Source organism: Streptomyces sp. NPDC008001 (genome assembly GCF_042958085.1).
Taxonomy (GTDB): domain Bacteria; phylum Actinomycetota; class Actinomycetes; order Streptomycetales; family Streptomycetaceae; genus Streptomyces.
Genome location: NZ_JBIBIZ010000007.1, coordinates 17429 through 41256 on the forward strand (window position 1 = coordinate 17429; position 23828 = coordinate 41256).

Here is a 23828-nt window from a genome sequence, read left to right on the forward strand (position 1 = left end):
CGGGGTGACAGGTCCCCGCGAACCCCGAGGAAACGACCGTGCCCGACATAGCCGTGGACTACGAGCTGCTCTACGACGTGGCGAAGCAGGCCCGCTCGTTGAAGGACCAGGTCCACGAGGCGCGGACGAACACCCCCGACGCCTCCGTCGAGGACATCGGCTCGCCCGGGGCCAGGACGGCGGTGCGCCAGTACTACGTCCGGTGGACGGGGGCCTTCCGGGACTCCGAGGAGAAGCTGGGCAAGCTCGGGGAGCTCTACGAGAACGTGGCCAAGGGCTGGTTCGACTGGGACGCCCGCCACGCGAAGGCCGCCAACGAGCAGGGCGCCGCCATCGCCGCGGACCTGTGGAAGGGCCAGAAGTCCGCCTGGGACGCCTGGCAGAAGCTGGTGGCCGAGGGCAAGGCCGACCCGAAGGACCCGGACGCCCCGGTGAACCCGGGAGACCGGCCGGCCGCCTGGACCACCACCGACGCCAACGGCAACACCACGACCACCTCGTACACCTACGACGGCGACAGGCTGGCGTCGGTCACCACGACCGTCACCTCGAAGAGCGGGCTCACCAGCACGGAGACGACGACCTACCGGCCCGACGGCACCTACGAGTCGCGAGCCACCGACGGGACCGGCAACGTCACGGTCTCCAACGGCCGCTCCACCACGACGGACACGCCGGACGGCCGCAAGTCCACGACCAACAACTTCACGAGCACCACCACCGACACGGACGGCAAGACGACCACCACGAGCGGCGACACCACCTCGGTCTTCAACCCGCAGACGGGGGAGCGGACCTCCCGCACCACGTACACGACCACCGGTCCCGACAAGAACGGCAAGGAACGGACCGTCAAGGGCACCATCGACACGACCGTCGACGACAAGGGCCACGAGACGACCACGACCGTCGAGATCAAGTCGGACGGCAGCGGCACGAAGACCGTCGAGGATCCCGGCGGCCGCACGGAGAAGTGGGTCAGCAGCAGCGCGGACAAGGACACGGGCTGGCGCCTCGAATCCTGACCCCCGCAACACGACCCCCGGCCGCCGAGGCCGGATTCCTACCCCCGGCCGATCCGGCCGGAGCAGCACCCGCACCCGCACTCGCAGCACAGCAAGGAGCACCCATGGCCAGGGGCAACGTCAGCATCGACTACGCCGAGATCGACAAGGTCGCCAAGACCATGAACGACGCCGTCACGCACATCGTGCCGATGCTGCAGTCCACCAAGACGACCGTCGAGGGCCTGCTCGACAACGGCCTGTTCATGCAGCAGAGCAGCCCGGCGATGAAGATGTCGTACGAGAAGCTGACGACGTCCCTGAGCGAGGCGATGAAGGGCATCACCACGTTCTCCGAGCAGTTCCAGAAGATCAAGACCGCCGTGGCGCAGATGGACGCGGACATCGCCAAGAGCACCAACGGCGGCTGACCCGCGGCCCCGCACGCACCACGAGGCGCCCCCGGCCCGCCGGCCGGGGGCGCCTCGCGCGTCGTCACCCCCCTTGCAGCACGGTCTCCGGCACGAGGAGGGACACCAGCGACCCGGTCACCGGATCCACCGTCAGCCCGCGCCCGGGCACGGGCCGGGTGCGCAGCAGGTCGTACGGGAGCCGCACGCCGAGCATGTCCCCCTCGCCCGGGGACTGCGGGGCCAGCAGCAGTCCCTTGCGGAGCCTGCGCGCCTGCCCCAGCCAGCCGAACCCGGCGGAGGTCATCGTCTCCGGAGTGCCCGCGGCCGCCAGGCCGAGGCCCCGGTCGCGGCCGGTGGCCGCGATCTCGCGCAGCACCTCGTCGGCCGCGGGCATCGAGGACAGCAGATCCGCGTCGTCGACCAGCACCACGGCCGGACCGGTGCCGGCGTCGAGCGCGGCCCGTACGTCCTCGCCGGGCGGATCCGCCTGCTCCAGCACGGTCGCCAGCGGGTGCCGGGCCAGGCCGCGCAGCGGCGACTCCCGCGGGGTGAGGGCGACCACCCGCGTGCCCCCGGCCAGCAGGGAGACCGCCAGGGACGCCAGCGCCGTAGAACGCCCCGTTCCGGGCGGGCCGCTGATCAGGAACGACGGGGCGTCCGCCGCGAAGTCCACGCCGAGCGGGGCCAGGTCGTCGCCGCTGATGCCCAGCAGGCCCCACAGCGGCCGCCGCCGTGCCTCGGGCACCTTGTCGTACGCGTCCGTGAAGGAGACCTTCGCGGGCAGGGTGAGCACCCGGGCGGGACGCCGCGCGGCCGGGACGTCCCGGTCGCGCCGCTCCGCCCGCGCCCCGATCTCCCGCAGCGCCTCCGCCTGGTCGCGGCCGGCGGCCGGCAGGGCGGTGGTGTTCTCCGCGGACCGGCCCAGCAGGGCGACCTGGACCTCGGTGGCGCTGCCGCCGCGCCACGCGCGCCCCGGCGGCACCAGCTCGGGAACCCGCTTGGCCGGCACCCCCGCGAGCGTGTACTCGGACCGGTCGGTCAGCCGCAGGAGGAGGCGTTCGTCGTTGAGCGCGGCGACCTTGCCCGTCAGCAGGGCCCGCTCCGAGGTGGCGACGACGTGGATGCCCAAGGGCGCACCCTCCCGGATGAGGGCGGTGAGCTCCTGGACGGGACGGCCGCCGTCGTGGTCGCCGAGGAGGGCGACCAGCGAGTCCCAGCCGTCGACGAGGAGCACGATGTGCGCCGGGCGGTCCTCCGGCCGCAGCAGCGACCGCAGTTCGGCGAGACCGGCGGCGCCGTGCGCGGCCAGCAGCTCTTGACGGCGGGCCGTCTCGGCCATGAGCCGCGCGAGCAACCGGCCGAGGCGCTCCAGGTCGGCGCGCGGCACGACGGCCCCGCAGTGCGGCAGCGGGTTCAGGGCGGCGAGCGCGCCGCCGCCCGCGTCGATGCCGTACAGGTGCACGTCCGCCGTGGAGTGGCGGCGGGCGAGCGCCCCCGCCAGCGTGCGCAGCACCTGGGAGCGGCCCGAGCGCGGGGTCCCGATGACGTAGAGGTGACCGAAGGCACTGAGGTCCAGCTCCAGGGCCTCCTGCCGCTGGGCGCCCGGCAGGTCGGCGAGCGCCCAGGGCACCGGGGCGAGGTACCCGTCGGGCAGGCCCGCCGGGACGGGCCGCTCGGGCAGGTCGTCCAGGGTGAGCCGGTGCGGCAGCGGCGGCAGCCACGGGCTGGGCTGCTGCGGGATGCCGAGGTCCGCGGCGGCCTCCTGGACGGCCTCGACGAGCGCGGTGAGGTCCGTGGGGGCCGAGGGGTCGTCCAGGGCGTCCGCGTCGTCCTCCGCGGCGCGGTCCGCCGCTGCCGGTGCCGGACGCCCGAGCTGAGCCCACGTCACGTCCGCCGCCCGGATCTCGGCGGCGGTGACGGCGCGCTCCGGCCGCACCGCGACCGGTGCGGCCTCCGCCGGCCCGTCTTCGCGCGGCGTGCCCGCGTACGCCGTCTGGAACGGCAGGACCGAGCGGTGCCCGATCCGGGCCAGCGCACGGCCGGGGGTGCCCGCGGAGATGCCGACGGCGTCGTTGACCTCCAGGACGTCCTGGCTGTCCGCGGCGTCGGTGACGCGCAGGGAGATCCGCAGGTTGGTGTTGGCCCGGATGTCGGCGGTGACCACTCCCGCGGGCCGCTGCGTCGCCAGCACCAGGTGGATGCCGAGGGAGCGGCCCCGCTGGGCGATCGAGACCAGCCCGGGGACGAACTCCGGCACGTCCCGGGCGAGGGTCGCGAACTCGTCGATGACGAGGAGCAGCCGGGGCAGCGGCGCCAGCTCCGGGTTCCGCCGCCGCAGGGCGCGGTACTCGGGGTGGTCCTTGGCACCGACCCCCGCGAGGACGTGCTCGCGCCGGGTCAGTTCGGCGCCCAGCGAGGTGAGGGCGCGCTCGACGAGGTGGCTGTCGAGGTCGGTGACCATGCCCAGGGTGTGCGGCAGCCGCACGCAGTCCTTGAAGGCGCTCCCGCCCTTGTAGTCGACCAGAACGAACGTCATCTCGTCGGGCCGGTTGGCCGCCGCGAGAGACGCCACCAGCGTCTGCAGCAGCTCGGACTTGCCCGCGCCCGTCGTCCCCGCGACCAGGGCGTGCGGGCCCTCCTTGACGAGGTCGAAGGTGACGGGCCCGGAGTAGCCCTTGCCCAGCAGCATCTCCGTGGACGCGGGCTGCTGCTCCCACCGGCGGACGAGCTCGTCGCCGCGGGGCGGTTCGAGACCGAGCAGCCGGAGCAGGCCGACGCCGGTCGGCAGGCCGTCCGAACCGTCGGGGGTCACGTCGCGGACGGGCGCCAGGGCACGGGCGATCCGCTCGCACCACGCGGCGTCCACCAGGTCCGGCCGGGCCGTGGTGACGGCGGTCCGCCCTGAGCGGCGCAGGGTGAGCTCGCGGGCCCCGACCGAGCAGACCGACACGCACTCCTCCGGGAGCATCCGCTCCTCGCGGTCGACGCAGATCAGGAAGACCCGCACGGCGGGCCCCTCCTTCAGGACCTGGATCATGCCGGGGACGTCGCGCAGGTGCCGCGCCCCGTCGAGGACGACGAGCAGGTCGGGCTCGGCGATCAGCGTGCCGGCCAGTCCCGACTCCCGGGCGCGGCTGCGGGACCGGACGGCCGACACGAGCTCGGTGACCCGTGCGGCGACGGTCTCGGGGTCATTGCCCAGGGTGACCGCCGGTCCGCCCGGGGCCGGGGCGGCCGGGCCGCCCTCCCCGGGGCGGGCGTGCGGCAGCCAGCGCACCCACTCCCAGCCGGCCGCGCCCGCCGCGTCGGTGAGCACCGTGATCCGGACGTCGCGCGGGCTGTGCAGGATCGCCGCCTGGGCGACGGCCCAGCGGGCGAGGGCCGTGGTGGCCTCGCGCTCCCCGGCGATGCCGAGCACCCCGTCGCCCACCAGATCCACCCCGACCGGCATGTCGGGGATGTCCCAGTGGACGGAGCGGTGGTTGTCCTCGCGCGCGGCGTCGTCGACGGTGAGCAGGGACGGCTGCCCGACGGTGCCGACGCGCAGGTGGAGATGGTCGGAGTGGGAGCGCTGGCGCTCCCAGAGGCGAGCACCGGGCCCGACGGCCCACAGGCCCGCCGTCGCGGGGTCCGGGGCGGCCTCCGTGCGCAGCGCGCGCTCGCGGTCCACCTTGCCCCGCACGTCCGCCTCCAGCGACGCCCGGCGCGTCCGGTAGCCCGCGACGGCGGCCACGTAGTCCCGCCGGCCGCTCCGCTTGCCGCTCCAGTGGTTGGCGAGCGCCATCACAGGACTGAAGAGCGCGAACACCAGGTAGTAGTACGACTTGAGGAAGACGACCATGCCGATGCCCATGACCAAGGGCGACAGCACCATCAGCAGCGGGATCGCCCGGTGGGCGGGCGCGGTGGGCGGAGCGGGCAGGACGAAGCGCTCCGGCTGCAGCGGCGGGACGATGCGCGGCGGCCGGTTGAAGTCCAGGTGCGCGCCGTCCGCGGAGACCGCGACGGCGGCGTCCGCCTCCGTCGGCTCGGCCACCCGCAGCAGGAACTCCCCGAGCACGAGCTCACCGCCCAGCGGCCACGCGCACCAGCCCGGCGGGAGCGGCTCGGCGGTGTCGGCGTCCGGGTCGGGGAGGTCGCCCGGGGGCTCCGGGGGCAGCGCAGGCGCGTCGGCGCGCGGACGGTCCGGCGGCGGGACGGGCAAGGAGAGCGCGACGTGCGCGCCCTGCTCGCCGGTGTGGAGCAGCACCGTGCCGTCGGGGCGCACGGTGACCCGCACCCCGGCGGGCGGCACGTCCCGCCCCTCCAGCCGTACGGAACAGCCGGGCCGCGGGCCGACGGTGTGCGTCCCCGGCCCCAGCGCCCAGACGCGGCCGGCTCCCCGCCCGCCGACGAGCTGCAGCTCCACGCCCGCGGCGCGCGGCAGGCGCCCGCCGTCGGGAGTGCGGGACGGGGACGGGAGCGCGCCGCGCGGAGCACCGTACGCGGCGGGCTCCGGGGCGGCGGGCCCGCCGAGCCCCAGCCGGGCGCCGTCGCGGAGCCCGGTGGCGGAGAGCGTGGCCTCGGGCGGGAGCGGGCGGTCGCCGAGGTGGAGGACGGGCGGCTCGGCGCCGTCCGCGGCGCCGCCGAGCCGTTCGGCGAGGGCACCGACGGTGGTTCCGCCGGGAACGTCCAGGACGAGGTCCCGGTCGGCGCCGGGCGCGGTGAGGCTGACGAAGAGTCTCATGGGTGTTCGGGGGTCCGATCCGGGTGCGTGCGGGCGGCGGAGACGCCGGGGGCGGGGCGGGGGCCGGCCCCGGAGCCGGGCTCGGGTTCCGGCTCCAGCAGGGAGCCGGGGGCGGGGGCGGCGGTTCCGGGGGCCGGCCCGCCCGGGGCCGGGGCCGCGGGGACGGTGGCAGGGCCGGGTGCGGCGGCGGGCGGGCGCCCGCCGGTGCGAGTGCCGGCGCCGGCACCCGCACCGGCTTCGGGCTCGGCGAAGTCGCCCTCGCGCGGCCCGGGCACGGCGGGCGCTGCGGGCACCGGGGCCGGGACTGTGGCTGCGAGCGCGCTCGCGCCGGCCGTGCCGGGGGTGGGAGCGGATGCGGCCGCCGGCCGGACCGGGGCGCCGGTGTCGGGTGCCGGTGCGGGCAGCACAGGGGTGGGGGCCGTCGTACCGGTTGCTCCGGCGGTGGGCCCGGATGCCGCCGGCGAGACCGGGGAACCGGCCCCGGCAGACGTGCCCGGTCCGGGCGCGGGCGGCGCGGGCGCCTCTCCGGCCTCTGCAGGTACGGGCGCGGCCGCCGGTACGGGGACGGTCTCGGCGGGTGAGGGTCCGCCACCGGGCCCGGCCTCTTCCACCGGTTCTACCGGTTCTACCGGTTCCACCGGCTCCACCGGGACGGAGCGGTGCACGACAGGGCCGTCCCCGTCGCCCCCCGGCCCGTCGGGCGGGACGGCCGTGTCCCTCGCCGCCCACCAGCCGGTCCCGCGGCGGCGGAACCTCTTGACGGCGGAGCCCACCGCCGTGCTCAGCGCGGCGGCCTCCACGTCGAGGCCGGCGCCCGGAGCGAGCAGCCGCCCGCCCGGCTCGGTGTGCAGGCTCCAGCAGTACCCCGGCAGCCGCCCGCCCACCAGGGCGCGGACCCGCCCCGAGGCACACAGCGCGGCCAGCCGCTCCCACTGGGCGGGCGACGGGGTCCAGCACACCAGCACCACGGGCAGGGCGTCGCCGGAACCGGCGGAGTCGTCCGGCGCGTCGGCCTCCAGCTCGTCGAGGATCCGGTCGAGCTCCCGGCCGGGGTAGCGGGGATGCACCCCGCGGGCGACCTGCACCACCGGCCCGCCGGAGAGCAGGTCGAGCTGCGCCGCCAGCGCCTGGAGCACACTGCGGACCACCCGCACGTCGCCTTCCAGGCTCACGGCGGGCGGCCCGCACATCCAGTCGGCGACGACCGTCGCGCCCGAGAGCCGGTCGACACCGACGACGAGCGGCAGCGTCCGCCGCGCGGCCGGCGCCTCCGCACCGGCCCCGAGCGCGGCGGCCCCGGCCGACCACGTCCAGTCGCCCGGCTCGTCCCGGGCGTCCTGCCAGGGCGCCGCCGCCGCGCGCGGACTGCGCCCGGCCACGACGACCGCGACCCGCTGCCGGTCGGCGCTCACCGCGGCCGCGGGTACGCGGCAGCCCTCCCCGGCCGCCTCCTCCGCGCCGGTGAGCGCGTGGTCGACCAGGGCGGGAACGGCCGGGTCGGAGAGGAACGACGTCAGGGTGCGGACACGGCGCCGGTGCAGACCACGGGCACGGAACGGCGCGGCGAAGGCACGCCGCGTCATCCGGAGCTCCCAGGCCACCCGGCGGCAGGCCCGCCGGAAACCACCCTGCCGCGCGACCGCCCGGATCAGCCACCACAGGAGCAGCACCAGGACGACGGCCATGCCGGTGAGGATGAAGGACGATTTCTGGTCGGGCAGCGGCAGGGCGAGCGCCCAGGGGCCGCCGCCCGGTCTCCCGGCGGTCACGAACACCACCGGGAGACCGCGGGGACGGCGGAAGCCGAGGCGCCCTGACGGCGAGTCAGGAGCAGTCGGACGGGGGATCCGGGCGGGTGGGCGGGCACGGGCACCTCGGGAAGGACGGAGCGGACGGAAGAAGGCCACGGGGTGCACCGTGGACCTCCGCCGGCCGACTGCACCCGCAGTGAGCAGCGCATTCGTGCCGACACCGAGGTACATGGCAAATGCAGGCGCCAGGTTGTCTGTGATCGCGCCGGGCCGGCGAACGTGGCCGGATCTCGCCCCTCCCGCCCCCGGGAGGAGGGGCGGCCCGCGCCCCGGGTGTGCCCCGTGTCACGTCACCGCCACGTCTCCGCCCGGCCGCCCCGGATGGCGTGGGCGTATGACGGACCGTGGTCGAACGATCCCGGAAGCGCCCGGAAAATCCCGGGTACCATGAGGGAACAGCAACCCCCTTCCGACGGGGGTTTTCGCAGGTCGGTGATCTGTCGACCCGATGTCCGGGCGGAGCGGCCACGCTCCGGCGGCTTTCGGGATTCCCCGTCGCGCCGGGGTTTTTCTGTGTGCGCGCAGCGCGTCCGCTGTGTTGCGAAGCTCCACTCACCCCCTGCGTTGAGGCATGAACGTTTCTCTTACCGACCGCCGCCCTGTCAGCGTGGGCGTGCTGGTCACCGCACTCCTGACCGCCTGCATCGCCTTCCAGCTCAACGCGAGCATGCTCAGCCCCGCGCTGAAGAGCATCGAGGACAGCCTCGGCGCCAGCTCCGCGGAGATCGGGCTCACCCAGACCGCGTTCTTCACGTCGGCCGCCCTGTTCTCGCTCTTCCTGCCGCGGCTCGGTGACGTCCTCGGGCGCCGCAAGGTGCTGACCGGCATGCTCGTCCTCATGGCCGTCGGCTGTGTGATCGCGGCGCTGGCGACGAGCGTGCCGGTGCTGTTCGCCGGGCGGATCGTGCAGGGCTTCTCCGGCCCGGTCGTCCCGCTGTGCCTGATCATGCTGCGCCAGGAGGTGACCGAGCCCAAGCGGTACGGCACCCTGCTCGGCGTGATCACCGCGGTCAACGGCGGCATCGCCGGTGTCGACTCGCTCGCGGGCGGGTTCCTCGCCGACGAGCACGGCTTCCAGTCCGTGTTCTGGGTCATGTCCGTCGTCGCCGTCCTGGCGGCCGCCCTCGTCGCGTTCATGACCCCCGAGTCCAAGGTCCCCGGCGCGGACCGGATGGACTGGCCGGGGGTCGGCCTCCTCGTCGTGTCGGTCGGCTCGCTGCTCGTCGCCCTCAACGAGGCCGGCAAGCTCGGTGCCGCGAACTGGGGCCTCATCGCCGCCCTGGTCGTCGTCTCCGCCGCCGCCTTCGCGCTGTTCTGGCGCACCGAGGACCGCTCGTCGCACCCGCTGGTCGCCACCCGCCACCTGCGCCGGCGCGCCACCTGGGCGACCCTCCTCACCACCACCCTCACCATGACCGGTGTCTTCGCCGTCATGAACGGCCTGATCCCCGCCTTCGCCCAGGACGCCGAGGCCGGCCTCGGCATGGGCGCCGAGGGCTCCGCCTGGTGGACCCTGACCCCGTACGCCCTGGCCGGCCTGGCCATGGGCCCGCTGGCCGGTCGCCTCGCCGCCACGTACGGCTACGGCCGCGTCCTGCGCATCGGCCTGATCGGTTCCGCCGCCTCCGTCGTGCTGATGATCCTCACGATCCCCGCCCACTCGAAGGCCCTGCTCCTGGTGGCGTCGCTCCTGGTGGGCATCACTTACGCGGGCGTGGCGAACATCGTCCTCAACGGCCTCGGCATCGTCCTGTCCCCGCGCGAGAACCCGGGCTTCCTCCCCGGCCTCAACGCGGGCGCCTTCAACCTGGGCGCCGGCCTCAGCTTCGCCGTCCTGTACGCGGTGAAGACCGCGGTCCAGCCCGCCGACGCCTCCTCGGCCACCGGCTACACCTCCGGCATGATCGCCGGCGTCGTCATCCTGGCCGCGGCCCTGGCGACGTCCTTCCTCATCCCGAAGCCGGTCGCGGCCGAAGCCGCGGAGGAGACCGAGGCCGGCCCGGCGGCTGCCGCGGTGCCCGCCCGGACCCGCGGCTGACCGCCGCCCCGACCGCAGAAAACCCCGGCTCCCGAGCCGGGGTTTTCGCGTTCCGGGCGGTGCCCGGAGGGCCCTGTGGTGTCCGGCACCGCCGGGCCGCGCCGTCGTGGCTGATCGCCGCTGCGGCGGAGGGGCGGGACCGGGCCTCAGACCCCTCTCGGCCGGTCCTGCCGATGGTGGCGGCCCGTGCGGCCGCACCTCGGCACCCCGGCCCCGCGTCTCAGGGCGTCCCGCTCGCCCGTGCCGCCGCGAGGCCTTCGCCGTTCGCGGCGGTCTTGGGCGTCCTCCGGCCGTTCGCCGCCGCGGGGCGCTTTCCCCCGGGGGCGGACCCGCCGGCCGGCTCCGGTGTCCCGCCGGCCGTCGCCGGAGCCCCCGCGGCTCCGGGGGTGTTCTTCCGCTCCGCCGCCTCCTGGATCAGCCGCGACCGCATCGCCAGGTACTTGGCGTTCAGCTCGTCGACCGGGATGAACTTGCTGACGCCGCCCTCGCTGATCTTCGGTTCCTGGCGCTCCATGATGCGGACGTCCTGGACGTCCTGGATCCACTTCTCCATGTAGAGGGAGGCGCGGGGCAGGATGCGGCGCAGCCTCTCCGAGCGGAGGAAGGGCTTGACCGTCGGGTACTCGTACCAGCGCAGGATGTGCTCGGTGTGCTCGTCGTCGATGGGGACCAGCCACGACGTCGCCTCGAACTGCTCGGTCTGGACGTGCACCTGGCAGGGGAAGGTGAACGTGATGACGTAGTGCGTGGTGTTGGCGGGGTCCGCCTCCTCCTGGTGGTCGAAGGAGTAGCGGAGCGTCCGGCCCTCCGTCACGGTCTCCAGCTTGTGGTTGACGATCTTCGTGGCCGAGAGGTAGCGCTCCTTGCCGTCGAGGCCGAGCTTGCGGGCCGTTCCGTAGAGGAACAGGTAGTCGATGTAGTTGAACCAGTGATCACGGTGGACGTAGGTGATGTGGTAGAACTCGAGCAGGCTTTCGATGTAGCGGGTGTAGTGGACCGGGCGGGTCCAGTGCAGCGTCGAGTGCACCTTGGGGTTGTCCGCGATCACCGGTGCGATCTGTATGTCCGGCAGGTCGGCGCGCTCCTCGCCCCACCACAGCCACACCAGCCCGTGGGCCTCCCGCACCGGGAGCACGGGCACCCGGAGCGAGCCCGGTATGCGGGCCTCCGAGCCCATCGCCGGTACGGCCTTGCACGCGCCGTCGGGTCCGTAGCGGAAGCCGTGGTACGGGCACTCGACGGTGTTGCCCTTCATCCGGCCGTCGGCCAGGTTGGCGCCCTTGTGCGGGCAGCGCGCGCCCTGGCAGACGAGGTTGCCGTCGAGGTCGCGCCACAGGACCAGCTCCTGGCCCATCCGGCGGACGCCCGTCGGCTTGTCGTTGCGCACCTCCTCGGCCGGGAGTATCGGATACCACTGGTCGGGGATCATCTTTCGTTCCTCCTCGGTGGGTTGCGCTGACGGTGGATCAGCCTTCGACGACCTCCACCGTCCCCGTGTCGCCGTCGACCATGACCATGTCCCCGGTGCTGATGCGCTGCGTCGCGTACTTGGTGTTCACGACCGACGGCACGTGGAACTCGCGGGAGACGATCGAGCTGTGCGACAGCATCGAGCCGACGTCGGTGACGACGCCGCCGGCGATGGCGAACAGCGGGGTCCACGAGGCGTCGGTGTAGCGGGTCACGAGGATCTCGCCGGCCTCGAACTCGTCGGCCTGCCAGACCAGGTCCTCCACGATGCGGGCGCGGCCGACGACGCGTCCGGGGCTCGCTCCCAGCCCGCTCAGCCGCGCGCCGCCCGGGGCGGGGCGCACGGCCTGGGTGATGTCGTGCTCGCCGATGAAGGTGAGCGGCGGCTCCGGGAGCCGCTTGCGGTACTCGTGGACGCGCCGGGCCTCGTCGATCCGCTCGCGCGGGAAGGCCTCCGGCTCGCCGGCGTCCCCGGCCAGATAGGCCCGGACGTCCTCGAAGTCCAGGTGGGCGACCTCGTCGAGGGAGTGCAGGACGCCCTTGGCGACCAGCCGCCGGCCCACCTCGTACACCACGTTCCGCACCAGCCAGATCGAGGTGATCATCGACATCCGGGTGGTCTCGCGCAGCTCGCTGCAGAGCGCGTACAGCGAGATGACCGTCTCGATCACCTTGCGCTGCGGCAGCAGGAGCCTCTTGAGGAGCCGGCGCGAGTCGTCGTGGTAGCCGCTGCTGCGCTTGAGGATGTCGTCGGCGGAGAAGCCGTCGGAGGCGTACCGCCGGATCATCTGGAAGATGTACGAGGGGTCGTCGATCCACCGCGAGTGGGTGAGCTCCATCTCCTGGTGCCCGCGAGTGCCGTTGGCGCGCAGGAACGGCTCCATGTGCCGGTCCCAGAAGACGGCGCCCTCGTCGTCCGCGCGCAGCGCCCCGGCGACGGCCTCCAGCGGCTCCTCGTCGATGATCTTCAGGACGCGGGGGCTGTCCTTGGCGGCCTGGGCGACGGCCCAGATCTCCTTCGCGGACTCCACGGTCCGCAGGCTGGACATGTCGGTCTTGATGCGGTTCTGCAGGTTCTCGCCCTCCTCGCCGAGCCACATGCGGCACAGCTCGGTGAGGATCCCGTAGAAGCCGAAGGCGTTGATGTAGTACGGCATGTAGCCCACGTGGCTGTCGTGGAAGTAGCCGAGGTTGCGGGTGAGTTCGGCGTGCAGCTCGCGGCGGCTCATGCGGGTGAGGTCGAGCCGCCGGGCCCGGTCGAACTCGTAGAGCCGCGAGGCGGCCATCTCCTCCGACCGCGACTTCATCCGCAGCGCCTCGGCGGCGGTGCAGCGCAGCCAGTGCGCCGTGGACAGCGCGTCTTCCAGGCCGCCCGGGAACTTCCCGAAGGGGTTCTTGTAGTCGGCGAGGTTGCCTCCCTCGACGTCCTCGCCGACGAACCGCTTGGTGAAGTGGCGCTGGTCGCGCGTGGGCAGGGCCTGGCCCAGGAGGTGGGCGCTGTAGGAGATGTTGAGGTAGATGTGGCCCTGGTAGTAGCCCATGTGCAGGTCGGCGTCGCCGGTGTCGCGGACGCCGAGGGCGGCGGCGCAGTCCAGGTGGACGTGCTTCTGGTAGTAGCGCGCGAAGCTCAGGCCGAGCGGTGACATCAGCCCGACGAAGATCTCGCCGATGTCCATGCGGGACCACAGGGTGCCGCTCCGGACGGGCTCCGGCTGCTCCGTCACGTACGGGCTGAGCGCCCCCGTACGGGCCGGTGCGTCCCCGGGGGCGGGCCGGGTGGTGATCGGGCGGGTCTGGAAGAGCCGGAACTCGCCCTTGCGGAGGCCCCATTCGATGTCCTGCTCGCTGCCGTAGTGCTCGCGCACGCGCAGCCCGAGCCGGGCCAGCTCGGCGAGCTGGGCGTGGTCCAGGCAGGGGGTGTCGCGGTCGGCGGCGTCGACCTTCGTCATCCCGATCTTCCCGGGGGCCAGCGGCGCCCACTTGGCCACCTTGTAGCGCACGCGCTCCTCGACGACCTCCAGGCTGCGGTCGTCGACGACGAACAGGTCGCTGGAGACCCGCCCGGAGACGAGGCCCTCGCCCAGCCCCCGGCAGGCCTCGACGACGACGCGGTGCGGCCGGGCGCTCACCGGGTCGACGGTGAACAGCACGCCGCTGACGTCGCAGTGGACCATCTCCTGGACGACGACGGCCATCGCCTCGGCCGTCTCGCCGTCGCGGTAGGCGGTGGCCCGCGCGGACCACAGGGACGCCCAGCACTGCCGCACGGCGTCCAGCAGCGCCGCGTCGCCCGAGACGTCCAGGACCGTGTCGTGCTGGCCGGCGAAGGAGCGTGCCGCCGAGTCCTCCTTGAGCGCGGAGGAGCGCACGGCCACCCGCGGCCGGCCCAGCCGCTCGTAGGCGGCGAGGATCTCGTCGGCGATCGGCGCGGGGATGCGGGTCGCGAGGATCAGCTCGCGGACGCCGCCGCCCTCGCCGCCCGTGCCGTCCCCGCCGCCCTCGATGCCCTTGATCCTGCCGTCCAGGCCCGTGCCGGCGAGGTAGCGGGTGAAGAGACCGGTGGTGAGGCAGAAGGCGGGCGGCACCGGAAGCCCCGCCGCGATCATGTCGGCGAGCCGGGCCGCCTTGCCGCCGAGGACGGCGGGGTCCGCGGGCTCGGGGCCGCCGAGGACGACGACATCGCCGGCCTGCGGCGCGAGGGTCGTGGTCGCTGGGTCAGTGGTACGGGTTGCCATGTCGGGCTCTCCTGGGCGCTCGGGCCGTCGGCGGGACTGTGCGGGCTACTTGCTGGTGCCCGTGAAGGCGCGGAACTGCTCGCCCGGCACCACGCGGGCCGCCTCGACGCCGGTGAACCCGGCGCGCTCCAGTTGCGCGACGAGCTCCGCCTCCCGGGGCAGCGGCCCGCCGAAGTCGGCGTAGGCGAACCAGAGGCTGAGCACGTCAAGGCCGATGTTGCCGCCCTGGCACGACGTGGTGAGCAGGATCCTGCCCCCCGGCGCCAGCAGCGAGCGCGCCTTCTCCAGCGCCGCCACCCGCTCGTCCTCGGCGAAGTAGTAGATGTTGTTGTGCATCGTCACCAGGTCGAACTGGGGCTGCAGGTCGAGGTCGAGCAGGTCGCCCTGCCGGGTCTCGACGCGGTCGGCGAGGCCCCACTCGGCCATGTTCTTGGTCGCGGTCTCCGCGACCTCCTCCTGCAGGTCGATCGCCACGGCCGACAGCCGCGGGTTGAGCTGCGCGGCGTGCCGCACGTGGATGCCGCTGCCGCAGCCGACCTCCAGCATCCGCACCGGGTTCTCGCGGTCGAGGGCGCGCGCGATCGCGGCCTCGACGAACGGCTCGATCACGCGCGTGGAGCGGGCGATGACGAGCCCGTCCTGGTCGCCCAGCGAGAAGCGCTCGCCGGTCGCCGCCATCCGCGGGCCGCCGAGCAGCACCGGCACGTGGAAGCGGAGCACCTCCTCCAGCGCGGCGGCCAGGGCGTCGTTGCCGGCTCGCGCGAGGGTCCGGGCGGCGATGCCCCGCAGCCGGTAGCAGCCCTCCCGCTTGTCCAGTTCGCCGAGGCGCACGCCCACGTCCAGCCAGGCCCGCAGCCGCTCCTTGTCCTGCGCGGCGCCCAGCTTGTCGGCCAGCGACTCCAGGTCGCAGGGGCGCACGGCGAGCCAGCCGAGGATGCCGGAGCCCGCGGCCGAGGCGAGGAACGCGGCCCGGTAGACCGGTGTGATGAAGCCCTTCGACACGGCGAGCAGCAGCGGCATCCGCCAGTTGCCGACGACGCGCGCCGCGGAGAGGACGTCGCCGAGCGGTTCCCCGACGCGGTCCCTGACGCTCTTGACCAGGCTCAGTACATCCATGAGGGCTCCCTGTGCTGCGTGGTGGTCGAGTGGCCCGCGTCCGCGGCGCGGGGGAGGCGGGCCAGCTCCCGCCGCAGCTCCCGCAGCAGCCGCTGCCGCGCGGGGCCGTCGCCGTTGAGGAAGAAGTGGTCGCCGTGCACGTGGTGGTGCAGGAACGAGCTCGTCGTGTACGCGCGCCACGCCTCCACGCCGGCGGCGTCCGCGACCGGGTCGTCGTTCGCGGAGAACGCCGTCATCGGGCAGTCCAGCGGGCGGCGCGGCCGCCACCGGTAGTCGTTGCAGACCCGCAGGTCGGCCCGGAGGACCGGCAGCCTCCGGTCGAGGTAGGCGCTGTTGAGCAGCGCCTGGTCGCCGGCGCCGAGGGCGCCGATGCCCGCGGCGAAGTCGCGCAGCTCCGCGTCGGGCAGCAGGTGTTCGGTGCGGTCCCCGTACAGGTGCGGCGCCCTGCTGCCGGAGACGAACAGGTGGCGCGGGCCGGGCTCGCCGCGGTCCCGCAGCGCGCAGCCCACCTCGTAGGCCAGCAGGGCGCCCATGCTGTGCCCGAAGAACGCGTAGTCGCGGGTGAGCCCCCGGCGCACGAGCTCGGCGGCGATGCCGGCGACGAGCGGCTCCACGGCCGTGTACGGCTCCTCGCGCATCCGCAGGCCGCGCCCCGGCAGCTGCACGGCGGCCACGTCGGCGGCCCCGCCGCCGAGGTGCTCGCGCCAGTCGCGGTAGACGGAGGCGGTGCCCCCCGCGTACGGGAAGCAGATCAGCCGGGTCCCCGGCGCGTCCGGCGGGGGCGGCGGGGTGCCGAAGCGCGGGAGCCACGGCGACTCCCGGCCGGGCAGGACGGCCGGCGGCTCAGCGGGCGACATGCTTGCGTCCTTCCGGCGAGTCCAGCCAGGCCACGGTCCGGCGCATGCCCTCCTCGAAACCCACCGGGCTCTTGAAGCCGAACTCCTCCTGCGCGCGCCCGATCCCGTACGACTGGTCGCGGTCGAAGAGGTGCACGGCGTGGCGGGTGAGGACCGGCCGGGCCTTGACGCCGAGGAGCCCGTAGAGCTTCTCCGAGACCGTCGCCACGGCCGTGGCGACAGGGGTGGGCAGGCTCAGCTTCGGCGGCGGGGCGCCCAGGCCGCGGGCGAGCGCCTCGATGTACTCGCGCCACGTCGTCAGCCCGGGGTCGCGCAGGTTGTACGCGCGCCCCGCCGTGGACTCGGAGGTGCACGCGTCGATCATGGCGTCGGCGGCGTTCTCCACGTACAGCAGGCCGGCCGGGACGCGGCCCTGGCGGATGTAGACCATCTGCTTGCGCAGCAGCAGGTCCGCGATCTCGATGACGAAGTCCTTGCTGCCCGGCCCGTAGACGGACACCGGGCGGACGATCGTCACCGGCACGCCGGTGCGTTCGGAGGCCTCGCGCACGGCCCGCTCGCCGAGGAGCTTGCTGCGGTTGTACGGGAGGCCGGTGTCGCGCGGCTCGGTGTTCTCGTCGCAGGGCCGTACGGGATAGCCGTACACGTCGGTGGTGCTCACGTGCAGCACCCGCCGGACCGTGCCCGCGCGGGCGGCGGCCTCCACGACGTTCGCCGCGCCGGTGACGTTGATGCGCCGGAAGTCCTCCCAGGCGCCCCAGTCGGCCGACATCCCGGCGCAGTGGTACACCTGCCGCACGCCCGCCATGGCCCGCTGCAGGGCCGGGAGGTCGCCGAGGTCACCGACGGCGGTCTCGGTCTCGGAGCCGGCGAACCCCGAGCGGTCGCTGCCCTCGCGGACGAGGACGCGCACCCGGTGCCCGCGCTCGGCGAGGCGGCGGACGAGGTGCCCGCCGATGAACCCGCTCGCCCCGGTGACCAGGACGCCGGGCCGCTCGCCGGGGCCGGGGACGGTGGTGCCGGACGTGTCCGTGTTCTGCGTCGACATGGGATCACACCAGAAGGTCGAGGGAGTGTTCGAGGTCGGTCTCGCTGTGGTCGACGTTGACGAAGAAGCGCAGCCGGCACTTGTCGCGCTCGACCGCCGGATAGCCGATGGGCATCACGTTGACGCCCTGCTCCAGCAGGGAGTTCGACAGCGCCATCGTCTTCTCCCAGTCGCCGGTGATCACCGGGATCACGGCGGACGCCCGGGACACCCCGATGTCCAGGCCGCGTTCCCGGGCCCCGGCGCGGAAGAAGTCCGACAGCTCGCGCAGCCGGGCCACGCGCTGCGGCTCCTTGCGGACGACCCGGATCGCCTCCAGGGCCGCGGCCGCGTTCGCCGGCGAGATGCCGGTGCTGAAGATGTGCAGGGGAGCGGTGAACCGGAGGTACTCGACGATCGGTTCGCGGGCCGCGATGTAGCCGCCGAGGCTGCCGAGCGCCTTGCTGAGGGTGCCCATCCACAGGTCCACGTCGGCCCGGTCGACGGGGAAGTGCTCGCCGATGCCGCGCCCGGTCCCGCCGAGCACGCCCACCGAGTGCGCCTCGTCGATCATCAGCATCGCGCCGTGGCGCTGCTTGACCTCGACGAACCGGGGCAGGTCGGGGATGTCGCCGTCCTGGCTGTACGCGCCCTCGATCACCACCAGCGCCCGGCGGTGCCGGCCGCGCAGCGTGGTGAGGATCCGGTCCAGGGCCTCCCAGTCGTTGTGCGGGAACGGCCGCCGCCGCGCGCCCGAGAGGACGCAGCCGCGCACGGTGCTGTCGTGGCTCCACTCGTCGTGGACGATCAGGTCCTCCGGGCCGAAGAGGTGCCCGACCGTGGCCACGTTGGTGGCGTGGCCACCCGCGAAGACGATCGCCGCCTCGGTGCCGAGGAACGAGGCGATCTCGGCGTCGAGCTCGTGGTGCAGCGGCGTCTCGCCGAACAGCAACGGTGTCGCCGAGGCCGACGTGCCGTACTGGTCGATGGCCTCCTTGGCGGCCTGGCGCACCTGCGGGTGCCCCGACAGCGCCAGGTAGTTGAAGGCGGCGAAGTTGACGACCTTGCGGCCGGCGATCGTGGCCTCCGCGGAGTTGAAGCCCTCGTGCGAGCGGCCGTACGGGTTCGAGCCGCCGGACCGCGCCTGCCGCAGCCGTCCCTGGAGCTCGGCGTACTCGGCCCACTCCTCGAACGCGTACTCCTGCTTCACCGCGCGCCGCGCGGGCTGCGGTGCCAGGGGCGGAACGGCGGGCGCGGGGGCAGGGGTGGCAGGCGCCACGGATCCCGCGCCGTCGCCCAGCCGGTCCAGCAGATCCCGGACCGTCGGGTCCTCGGGCAGGTCGCGTTGCAAGTCGTCCATCCGATCGGGGTATTGGGCGGCGATGCTGCGCTGCAGATCGGTCCGCATCAGCGAGTCGAACCCCAGGTCCACGCCGAGGCGGGCGTACGGCGGGATCTGCTCGGCGGGGAAGCCGCAGATCCGCGCGATGTGGCCGAGGACGCTGCCCTCGACGCCCGCGCCGACCGCCGCGACGGCGTACGTCTCCTGCGGCGCGGAAGCGGGCGCGGCGGGCAGGGCGGGGCCCGTCACCGCGGAACGCCCGGCGCCCTCGCGCCCGGGCGCCGTGAACCAGTACGACTCCCGCTCGAAGACCGCGTGCGGCACCGGGACGCGCCGCGGCGGGTCCTCCCGGTCGAGCGCGCCCCAGTCCACGGCCCCGCCCGCGCAGTGCAGCCGGCCCAGGGACTGCAGGAGCGACTCCCAGGCGTTGCCGCCGCGCCGCAGCGACGGCAGCCACAGCGGCGCCGGCGAGCCGTCCGCGCCCGGCCCGGCCGCCGTCATGGAGCGGCCCAGGTTGAGCAGCGTCGGGTGCGGGCCGATCTCCACGAAGGCGTCGCAGCCGAGCCGGCGCAGCGTCGCGAACCCGTCGGCGAAGCGCACCGTGCCGAGCAGGTGCGCGCGCCAGTACGCGCCGTCGGGGCGCCCGGTGAGCTCTCCCGTGGCATCGGAGACCCAGGGGACGGCGGGCTCGGCGAAAGCGATCCGGTCGGCGGCGTCCCGCAGCGGGTCCGCCGCACCCGCCATCAGCGGCGAGTGGAAGGCGTGCGAGACGACCAGCGGCCGTACGGTGAGGCCGCGCCCGCGCAGGGCCTCGCCCGCCGCCGCGATCTCCGCGGCGCCGCCGGACAGCACCAGGTGGTCGGCGGTGTTGACGGCCGAGACCGCGACCGAGGCGTAACGGCCGGCCACGTCGCGGACCGCGCCGGGGTCGCCCACGCACGCGATCATCGCGCCGTCGCCCGGCTGCCCGGCCATGAGCCGGCCGCGCTCCGCGGCCAGCACCAGGGCGTCCTCCAAGGACATCGCCCCGGCGGCGGCCGCCGCGGCGATCGCGCCGGCGCTGTGGCCGAGCACGGCCGCCGGGCGCACGCCCAGCGACGTCCACACCCCGGCCAGCGCGGACTCCAGGGCGACCAGGACCGCCTGGCAGCAGCGCGTGCTCCGCAGCTCCTCGCCGCACTCCTCGTCGAAGAGGAGGCGGGTCAGCGGGGCGCCGAGCAGCGGCCGCAGGACGGCGTCGGCGCGGTCGAGGGTCCGGGTGAACGCCTCGTGCGTGCCGTACAGCTCCCGCGCCATGCCCGTGTACTGGGTGCCCTGGCCGCTGAAGAGGAACGCCACCTTCGGCTCGGGCCGGCCCAGCACGTGCCCGCGCACCGCCGCCGTCGACGCCCGGTCCCGGACCAGGTCGTCCAGCGCGGCGTCCAGGTCCGCGGCCGACGCGCCGGTGACGACGGCGCGGTGGGCGAGGTGCGCGCGCCCGGTGTTCGCCGCGTGGCACACCTCCCGCAGGTCCGCGTCCGGGCGGGCCGCGAGGTGCGTGCGGTAGTGGCGGGCGAGCGCGGCCAGGGCGGTGGGCGTGTGCCCCGACAGGCACAGGGCGTGCCGCGGGCGCAGATTGGTGGCCGCCGGAGCGGGCGGCAGGTCCGGCGCGGCCTCGACGACGACGTGCGCGTTGGCGCCGCCGAACCCGAAGGAGCTCACCCCGGCCCGCGCCGCGTCCCGTACGGGCAGCGGACGGCGGTCCGTGGCCACCTCCAGCCCCGCGCCCTCCTGCGCCAGGCCCCGGTTGGGCGTCGTCAGGTGCAGCGACGGCGGGACCTGGCGGTACTTGGTGACCAGGGCCGCCTTGATGAGCCCGGCGATCCCGGCGGCCGCCTCCAGGTGGCCGATGTTCGTCTTCACCGAGCCCACCAGGCACGGCTCCTCCGCCGGCCGGCCCTGCCCGTACACGCCCGCCAGCGCCTCCCACTCCACGGGGTCGCCGAGCGCCGTGCCCGTCCCGTGCGCCTCGACGTAGCCGACCGCGGAGGCCGTGAGCCCCGACCGCTCCAGGGCCCGCGCCATGACCGCGCGCTGGGCCGAACCCTTCGGCGCCGTCAGACCGTTGCTGCGGCCGCCGTGGCCCACGGCGGAGCCGCGGATCACCGCGTGGACCGGGTCGCCGTCGGCCAGCGCCGCGGACAGCGGCTTGAGGTACACCAGGCCGACGCCCTCGCCGCGCACGTAGCCGTCGGCCGCGTCGTCGAAGGTCCGGCAGCGCCCGTCCGCGGAGAGCATCCCGCCCTGTGCGAACGCCACCGAAAGGCCCGGTGTGATCAGCAGGTTCACCCCGCCGGCCAGCGCGGTGCGGCACTCGCCGGCGCGCAGGCTCTGGCACGCCATGTGGACGGCCGCGAGCGACGACGAGCACGCCGTGTCGACGGCGAGGCTCGGGCCGGCCAGGTCGAAGTGGTACGAGAGCCGGTTCGCCGCCACCGACTGGGCGTTGCCGGTCGCCGAATAGACGTCCACGGCGTCCAGGCGGGGCATCTGCAGCTCGGCGTAGTCGTGGCTGCTGATGCCGACGAACACGCCGGTCTCGCTGCCCGCCAGGCGCGCGGGCGTGACGTGGGCGTCCTCGAAGGTCTGCCACGCCACCTCCAGCAGCAGCCGCTGCTGGGGGTCCATGCGCTCGGCCTCACGCGCCGAGATCCCGAAGAACCGGGCGTCGAACGCGTCGACGCGGTCCAGGAAGCCGCCGTGCCGCGGCGCGTCCACGAGCTCGGGGTCCCAGCGGTCCCGCGGCACCTCGCCGACGGCGTCGCGGCCGTCCAGCAGGAGCCGCCAGTAGCTGTCCACGTCGGGGGCGCCCGGGAAGCGGCAGCCCATGCCGACGATCGCGATCGGTTCACCGGCCGCCGGGGCAGGGGCCGGGGCGGCCGGGGAGGCCGTGGGCTGCGGCCGCGCCTCCGCGCCGAGGGCGGCGGCCACCGCGCGGACGGACGGGTGCTCGAAGACCAGGTTCGGGGGCAGGCCGCGGCCCAGCCAGTCGCCCAGCTCGGTGGCGACGGCCACCGCCTGCTTCGAGTCGAGCCCGAGGGAGGTGAACGGCAGGTCCCGGTCGACGGCGGAGGCCCGCAGCCCGAGCCGCCCCGCGATCCGGGCGGCCAGCCACGCCTCGATCGCGGCGGCGCCGGGAGCGCCGTCACGGGGCGCGGCCGTGCTGCCGCCGGCCCCGCCCGCGTCCGTGTCCTCGTCCCGCCCCTCCGCAGCCCCGTTCTCGCCGGGGCCTCCCGCGAGCAGCAGTTCCACCAGCGTCTCCGCGTGCGGGCGCACCAGGAGTTCGCCGACGGGGAGCGGCACGCCGGACTCCCGCTCCAGTTCGCCGACCGCGTCCAGGAGCCCCGCGTAGTCCAGGCCGAGCTCGGCGAAGCCGCGTCCCGTGACGTCGTCCGCACCGGTCGCCCGGCGCAGTACGCGGGTGACCGCTTCCACCGCCCGCTCGCGGTCCGGGCCGCCCGCCGCCGCGGGGCAGGGCTCCGGGTCGTCGCGTACGACGCTCGCCGCCACCACGGACAGCTCCAGGCCCGTCAGGGCCGCCCGGCACGCCTGCCGCTGGATCTTCCCGCTGGTGGTCTTGGGGACCGTCGACCGCTTGAGCAGGACGACGGTGTGCGGGGAGACCTGGTGCTCCTCGGCGATGGCGGTCCGCAGCGCGGCCAGCGCGGCCGCCGGGTCGCCGCCGCCGAACTCGTAGGCCAGCGCGAGCTGTTCGCCCTGCGCGGTGGCGATGCCGAACGCGGCGCCGCTGCCGGGCCGGACGGCGCCGGTCGCCTTCTCGGCGGTGAGCTCGATGTCGTGCGGGTAGTGGTTGCGGCCCTGCACGATGACGACGTCCTTGGTGCGGCCCACCACGTACAGCTGGCCGTCGCGCAGGAAGCCCAGGTCGCCGGTGCGCAGGTACGGGGACGGGGCCTCGTCCTCGCCGGCGATGCGGGCGCGGAACACCTCGGCGGTGGCGGCGGGGCGGCCCCAGTAGCCGTCGGCGACGTTCGGCCCGGCGACCCAGATCTCGCCGACGCGGCCCTCGGGCGCCCGGCCGCGGGTGTCCGGGTCGACCACGGCGACCTCGACGTCCGGGACGGGGGTGCCGCACCCGACGACCCGGGTCACCCGCTCCGCGCCGTCCGCGGCCGGGCGGGCCTCGCCGCGGGCGAGGGCCCCGGCGTCGAAGGAGCCGAGGACGGGCGGTTCGCCGGCGGCGATGCCGGTCACCATCAGCGTGCCCTCGGCCAGGCCGTAGCAGGGCAGCAGGGCCCGCCGGTCGAAGCCGCAGGGGGCGAACCGGTCGGCGAAGCGCTCCAGCGTCTCGGCCCGCACGGGCTCGGCGCCGTTGAGGGCGAGCCGCCAGTGCCGCAGGTCGAGGGCGTCGCGCTGGTCGTCGGTGATGCGGCGCAGGCACTGCTCGAAGCCGAAGTTGGGGGCGACGCTGGTGGACGCCCGCGTCCGCGAGAGCGTGTCGAGCCACAGCAGCGGCCGCCGGACGAACGTGGCGGGCGCCATCAGGTGGGCGGGGAAGCCGCCGTAGAGCGGGGTGAGGATGCCGCCGATGAGCCCCATGTCGTGGTACGGCGGCAGCCAGGAGACCATGCCGGAGTGCTCGTCGTGCTCCAGGCGCAGGTGGATCGAGCGCAGGTTGCTGACGAGGTTGCCGTTGGTGACCATGACGCCCTTGGGGTCGGCGGTCGACCCCGACGTGTACTGCAGGAAGGCGAGGGATCCGCCGTCGCCGTCAGGCTCCCGCCAGGCGTCCGCGTCCGCCGGGCCGAGGTCGTCCGCCGTGAGCCACGTCAGCCCGGCCAGGCCGAGCGCCTCGATCTCGGCGGGCTTGGCGCGGGCCGCCTCGCGGACGTCCGCGGTGGTGTAGGCGTGGGTGGCCCCGGAGTCCCGGGCGATGGCCGCGAGCCGTGGCATGGTCTGCCCGAAGCGCGCGCTGTCGGGCGGGTAGGCGGGCACGGCGACCGCACCGGCGTACAGGCAGCCGAAGAAGGCCGCGACGTAGTCCAGCCCCGGCGGGTGGAGCAGCAGGACGGGCTTGCCGCGCAGGTCCTCGCGCAGCAGCCGGCCGGCGACGGTGCGGGCGCGCAGGTCCAGTTCCCCGTAGCTCCACGACTCGCTCGCGTCGTCGGCACCGGGGAGAAAGCGGTAGGCGAGCGCGTCCGGCGTGCGGGCCGCGCGGTGCCGGAGCAGCGCGGCCACGGTCTCCGGTTCGCCGCCCGGCCGGAGCTTCCCGATCGGTCCTCGGCTCAA

The 23828-nt window shown here is 74.9% G+C and carries 11 protein-coding genes; 3 read left to right on the forward strand and 8 right to left on the reverse strand.

Translation table 11 applies throughout. The features are described from left to right. Positions 1-38 precede the first annotated feature (38 nt). Positions 39-1025 (forward strand): hypothetical protein, encoded by a 987-nt coding sequence (locus tag ACFZCD_RS19250; protein WP_391832323.1) that lies wholly within the window; start codon positions 39-41, stop codon positions 1023-1025. Positions 1026-1129: 104 nt separating this feature from the next. Then, positions 1130-1435, forward strand: a complete 306-nt coding sequence (locus ACFZCD_RS19255; RefSeq protein ID WP_391832325.1) for a hypothetical protein — start codon at positions 1130-1132, stop codon at positions 1433-1435. Between the two features lie 64 nt (positions 1436-1499). On the opposite strand, the gene ACFZCD_RS19260 is transcribed toward ACFZCD_RS19255, so the two are convergent. Both ACFZCD_RS19260 and ACFZCD_RS19265 read right to left on the reverse strand, forming a co-directional pair. Then, positions 1500-6143, reverse strand: a complete 4644-nt coding sequence (locus tag ACFZCD_RS19260) for an FtsK/SpoIIIE domain-containing protein (RefSeq protein WP_391832326.1) — start codon at positions 6141-6143, stop codon at positions 1500-1502. Further along, positions 6140-7912, reverse strand: coding sequence for a hypothetical protein (locus ACFZCD_RS19265; protein ID WP_391832328.1), 1773 nt, complete (start codon positions 7910-7912; stop codon positions 6140-6142). Before ACFZCD_RS19265 ends, ACFZCD_RS19260 begins: the two co-directional genes overlap by 4 nt. A 613-nt stretch (positions 7913-8525) precedes the next feature. On the opposite strand from ACFZCD_RS19265, the gene ACFZCD_RS19270 reads away from it, so the two are divergent. After that, positions 8526-9992 carry an MFS transporter gene (locus ACFZCD_RS19270; protein WP_391832330.1) on the forward strand — a complete coding sequence of 489 codons (1467 nt, stop codon included), beginning with the start codon at positions 8526-8528 and terminating at the stop codon, positions 9990-9992. A 220-nt stretch (positions 9993-10212) separates the two neighbouring features. On the opposite strand, the gene ACFZCD_RS19275 is transcribed toward ACFZCD_RS19270, so the two are convergent. From ACFZCD_RS19275 to ACFZCD_RS19300, 6 genes are read right to left on the reverse strand one after another with little or no spacing between them, the layout of a single operon-like run. Continuing rightward, positions 10213-11421 (reverse strand): Rieske 2Fe-2S domain-containing protein, encoded by a 1209-nt coding sequence (locus ACFZCD_RS19275; protein WP_391832332.1) that lies wholly within the window; start codon positions 11419-11421, stop codon positions 10213-10215. Between the two features lie 37 nt (positions 11422-11458). Then, positions 11459-14197 (reverse strand): PEP/pyruvate-binding domain-containing protein, encoded by a 2739-nt coding sequence (locus ACFZCD_RS19280; protein WP_391832334.1) that lies wholly within the window; start codon positions 14195-14197, stop codon positions 11459-11461. Positions 14198-14242: 45 nt separating this feature from the next. Next, the gene (locus ACFZCD_RS19285) at positions 14243-15313 is read right to left on the reverse strand and encodes an SAM-dependent methyltransferase (RefSeq protein WP_391832336.1); all 1071 of its coding nucleotides are present in this window, start codon (positions 15311-15313) and stop codon (positions 14243-14245) included. Continuing rightward, on the reverse strand, positions 15301-16170 hold the full coding sequence (locus tag ACFZCD_RS19290) for a thioesterase II family protein (protein WP_391832338.1): 870 nt from the start codon (positions 16168-16170) through the stop codon (positions 15301-15303). The genes ACFZCD_RS19285 and ACFZCD_RS19290 overlap by 13 nt, the downstream gene beginning before the upstream one ends. Continuing rightward, entirely contained in the window at positions 16157-17218 is a 1062-nt protein-coding gene (locus ACFZCD_RS19295) for an NAD-dependent epimerase/dehydratase family protein (RefSeq protein ID WP_391832340.1), read from the reverse strand. The genes ACFZCD_RS19290 and ACFZCD_RS19295 overlap by 14 nt, the downstream gene beginning before the upstream one ends. Positions 17219-17222: 4 nt before the next feature. Continuing rightward, on the reverse strand, positions 17223-23828 hold the full coding sequence (locus ACFZCD_RS19300; RefSeq protein WP_391832342.1) for an aminotransferase class I/II-fold pyridoxal phosphate-dependent enzyme: 6606 nt from the start codon (positions 23826-23828) through the stop codon (positions 17223-17225).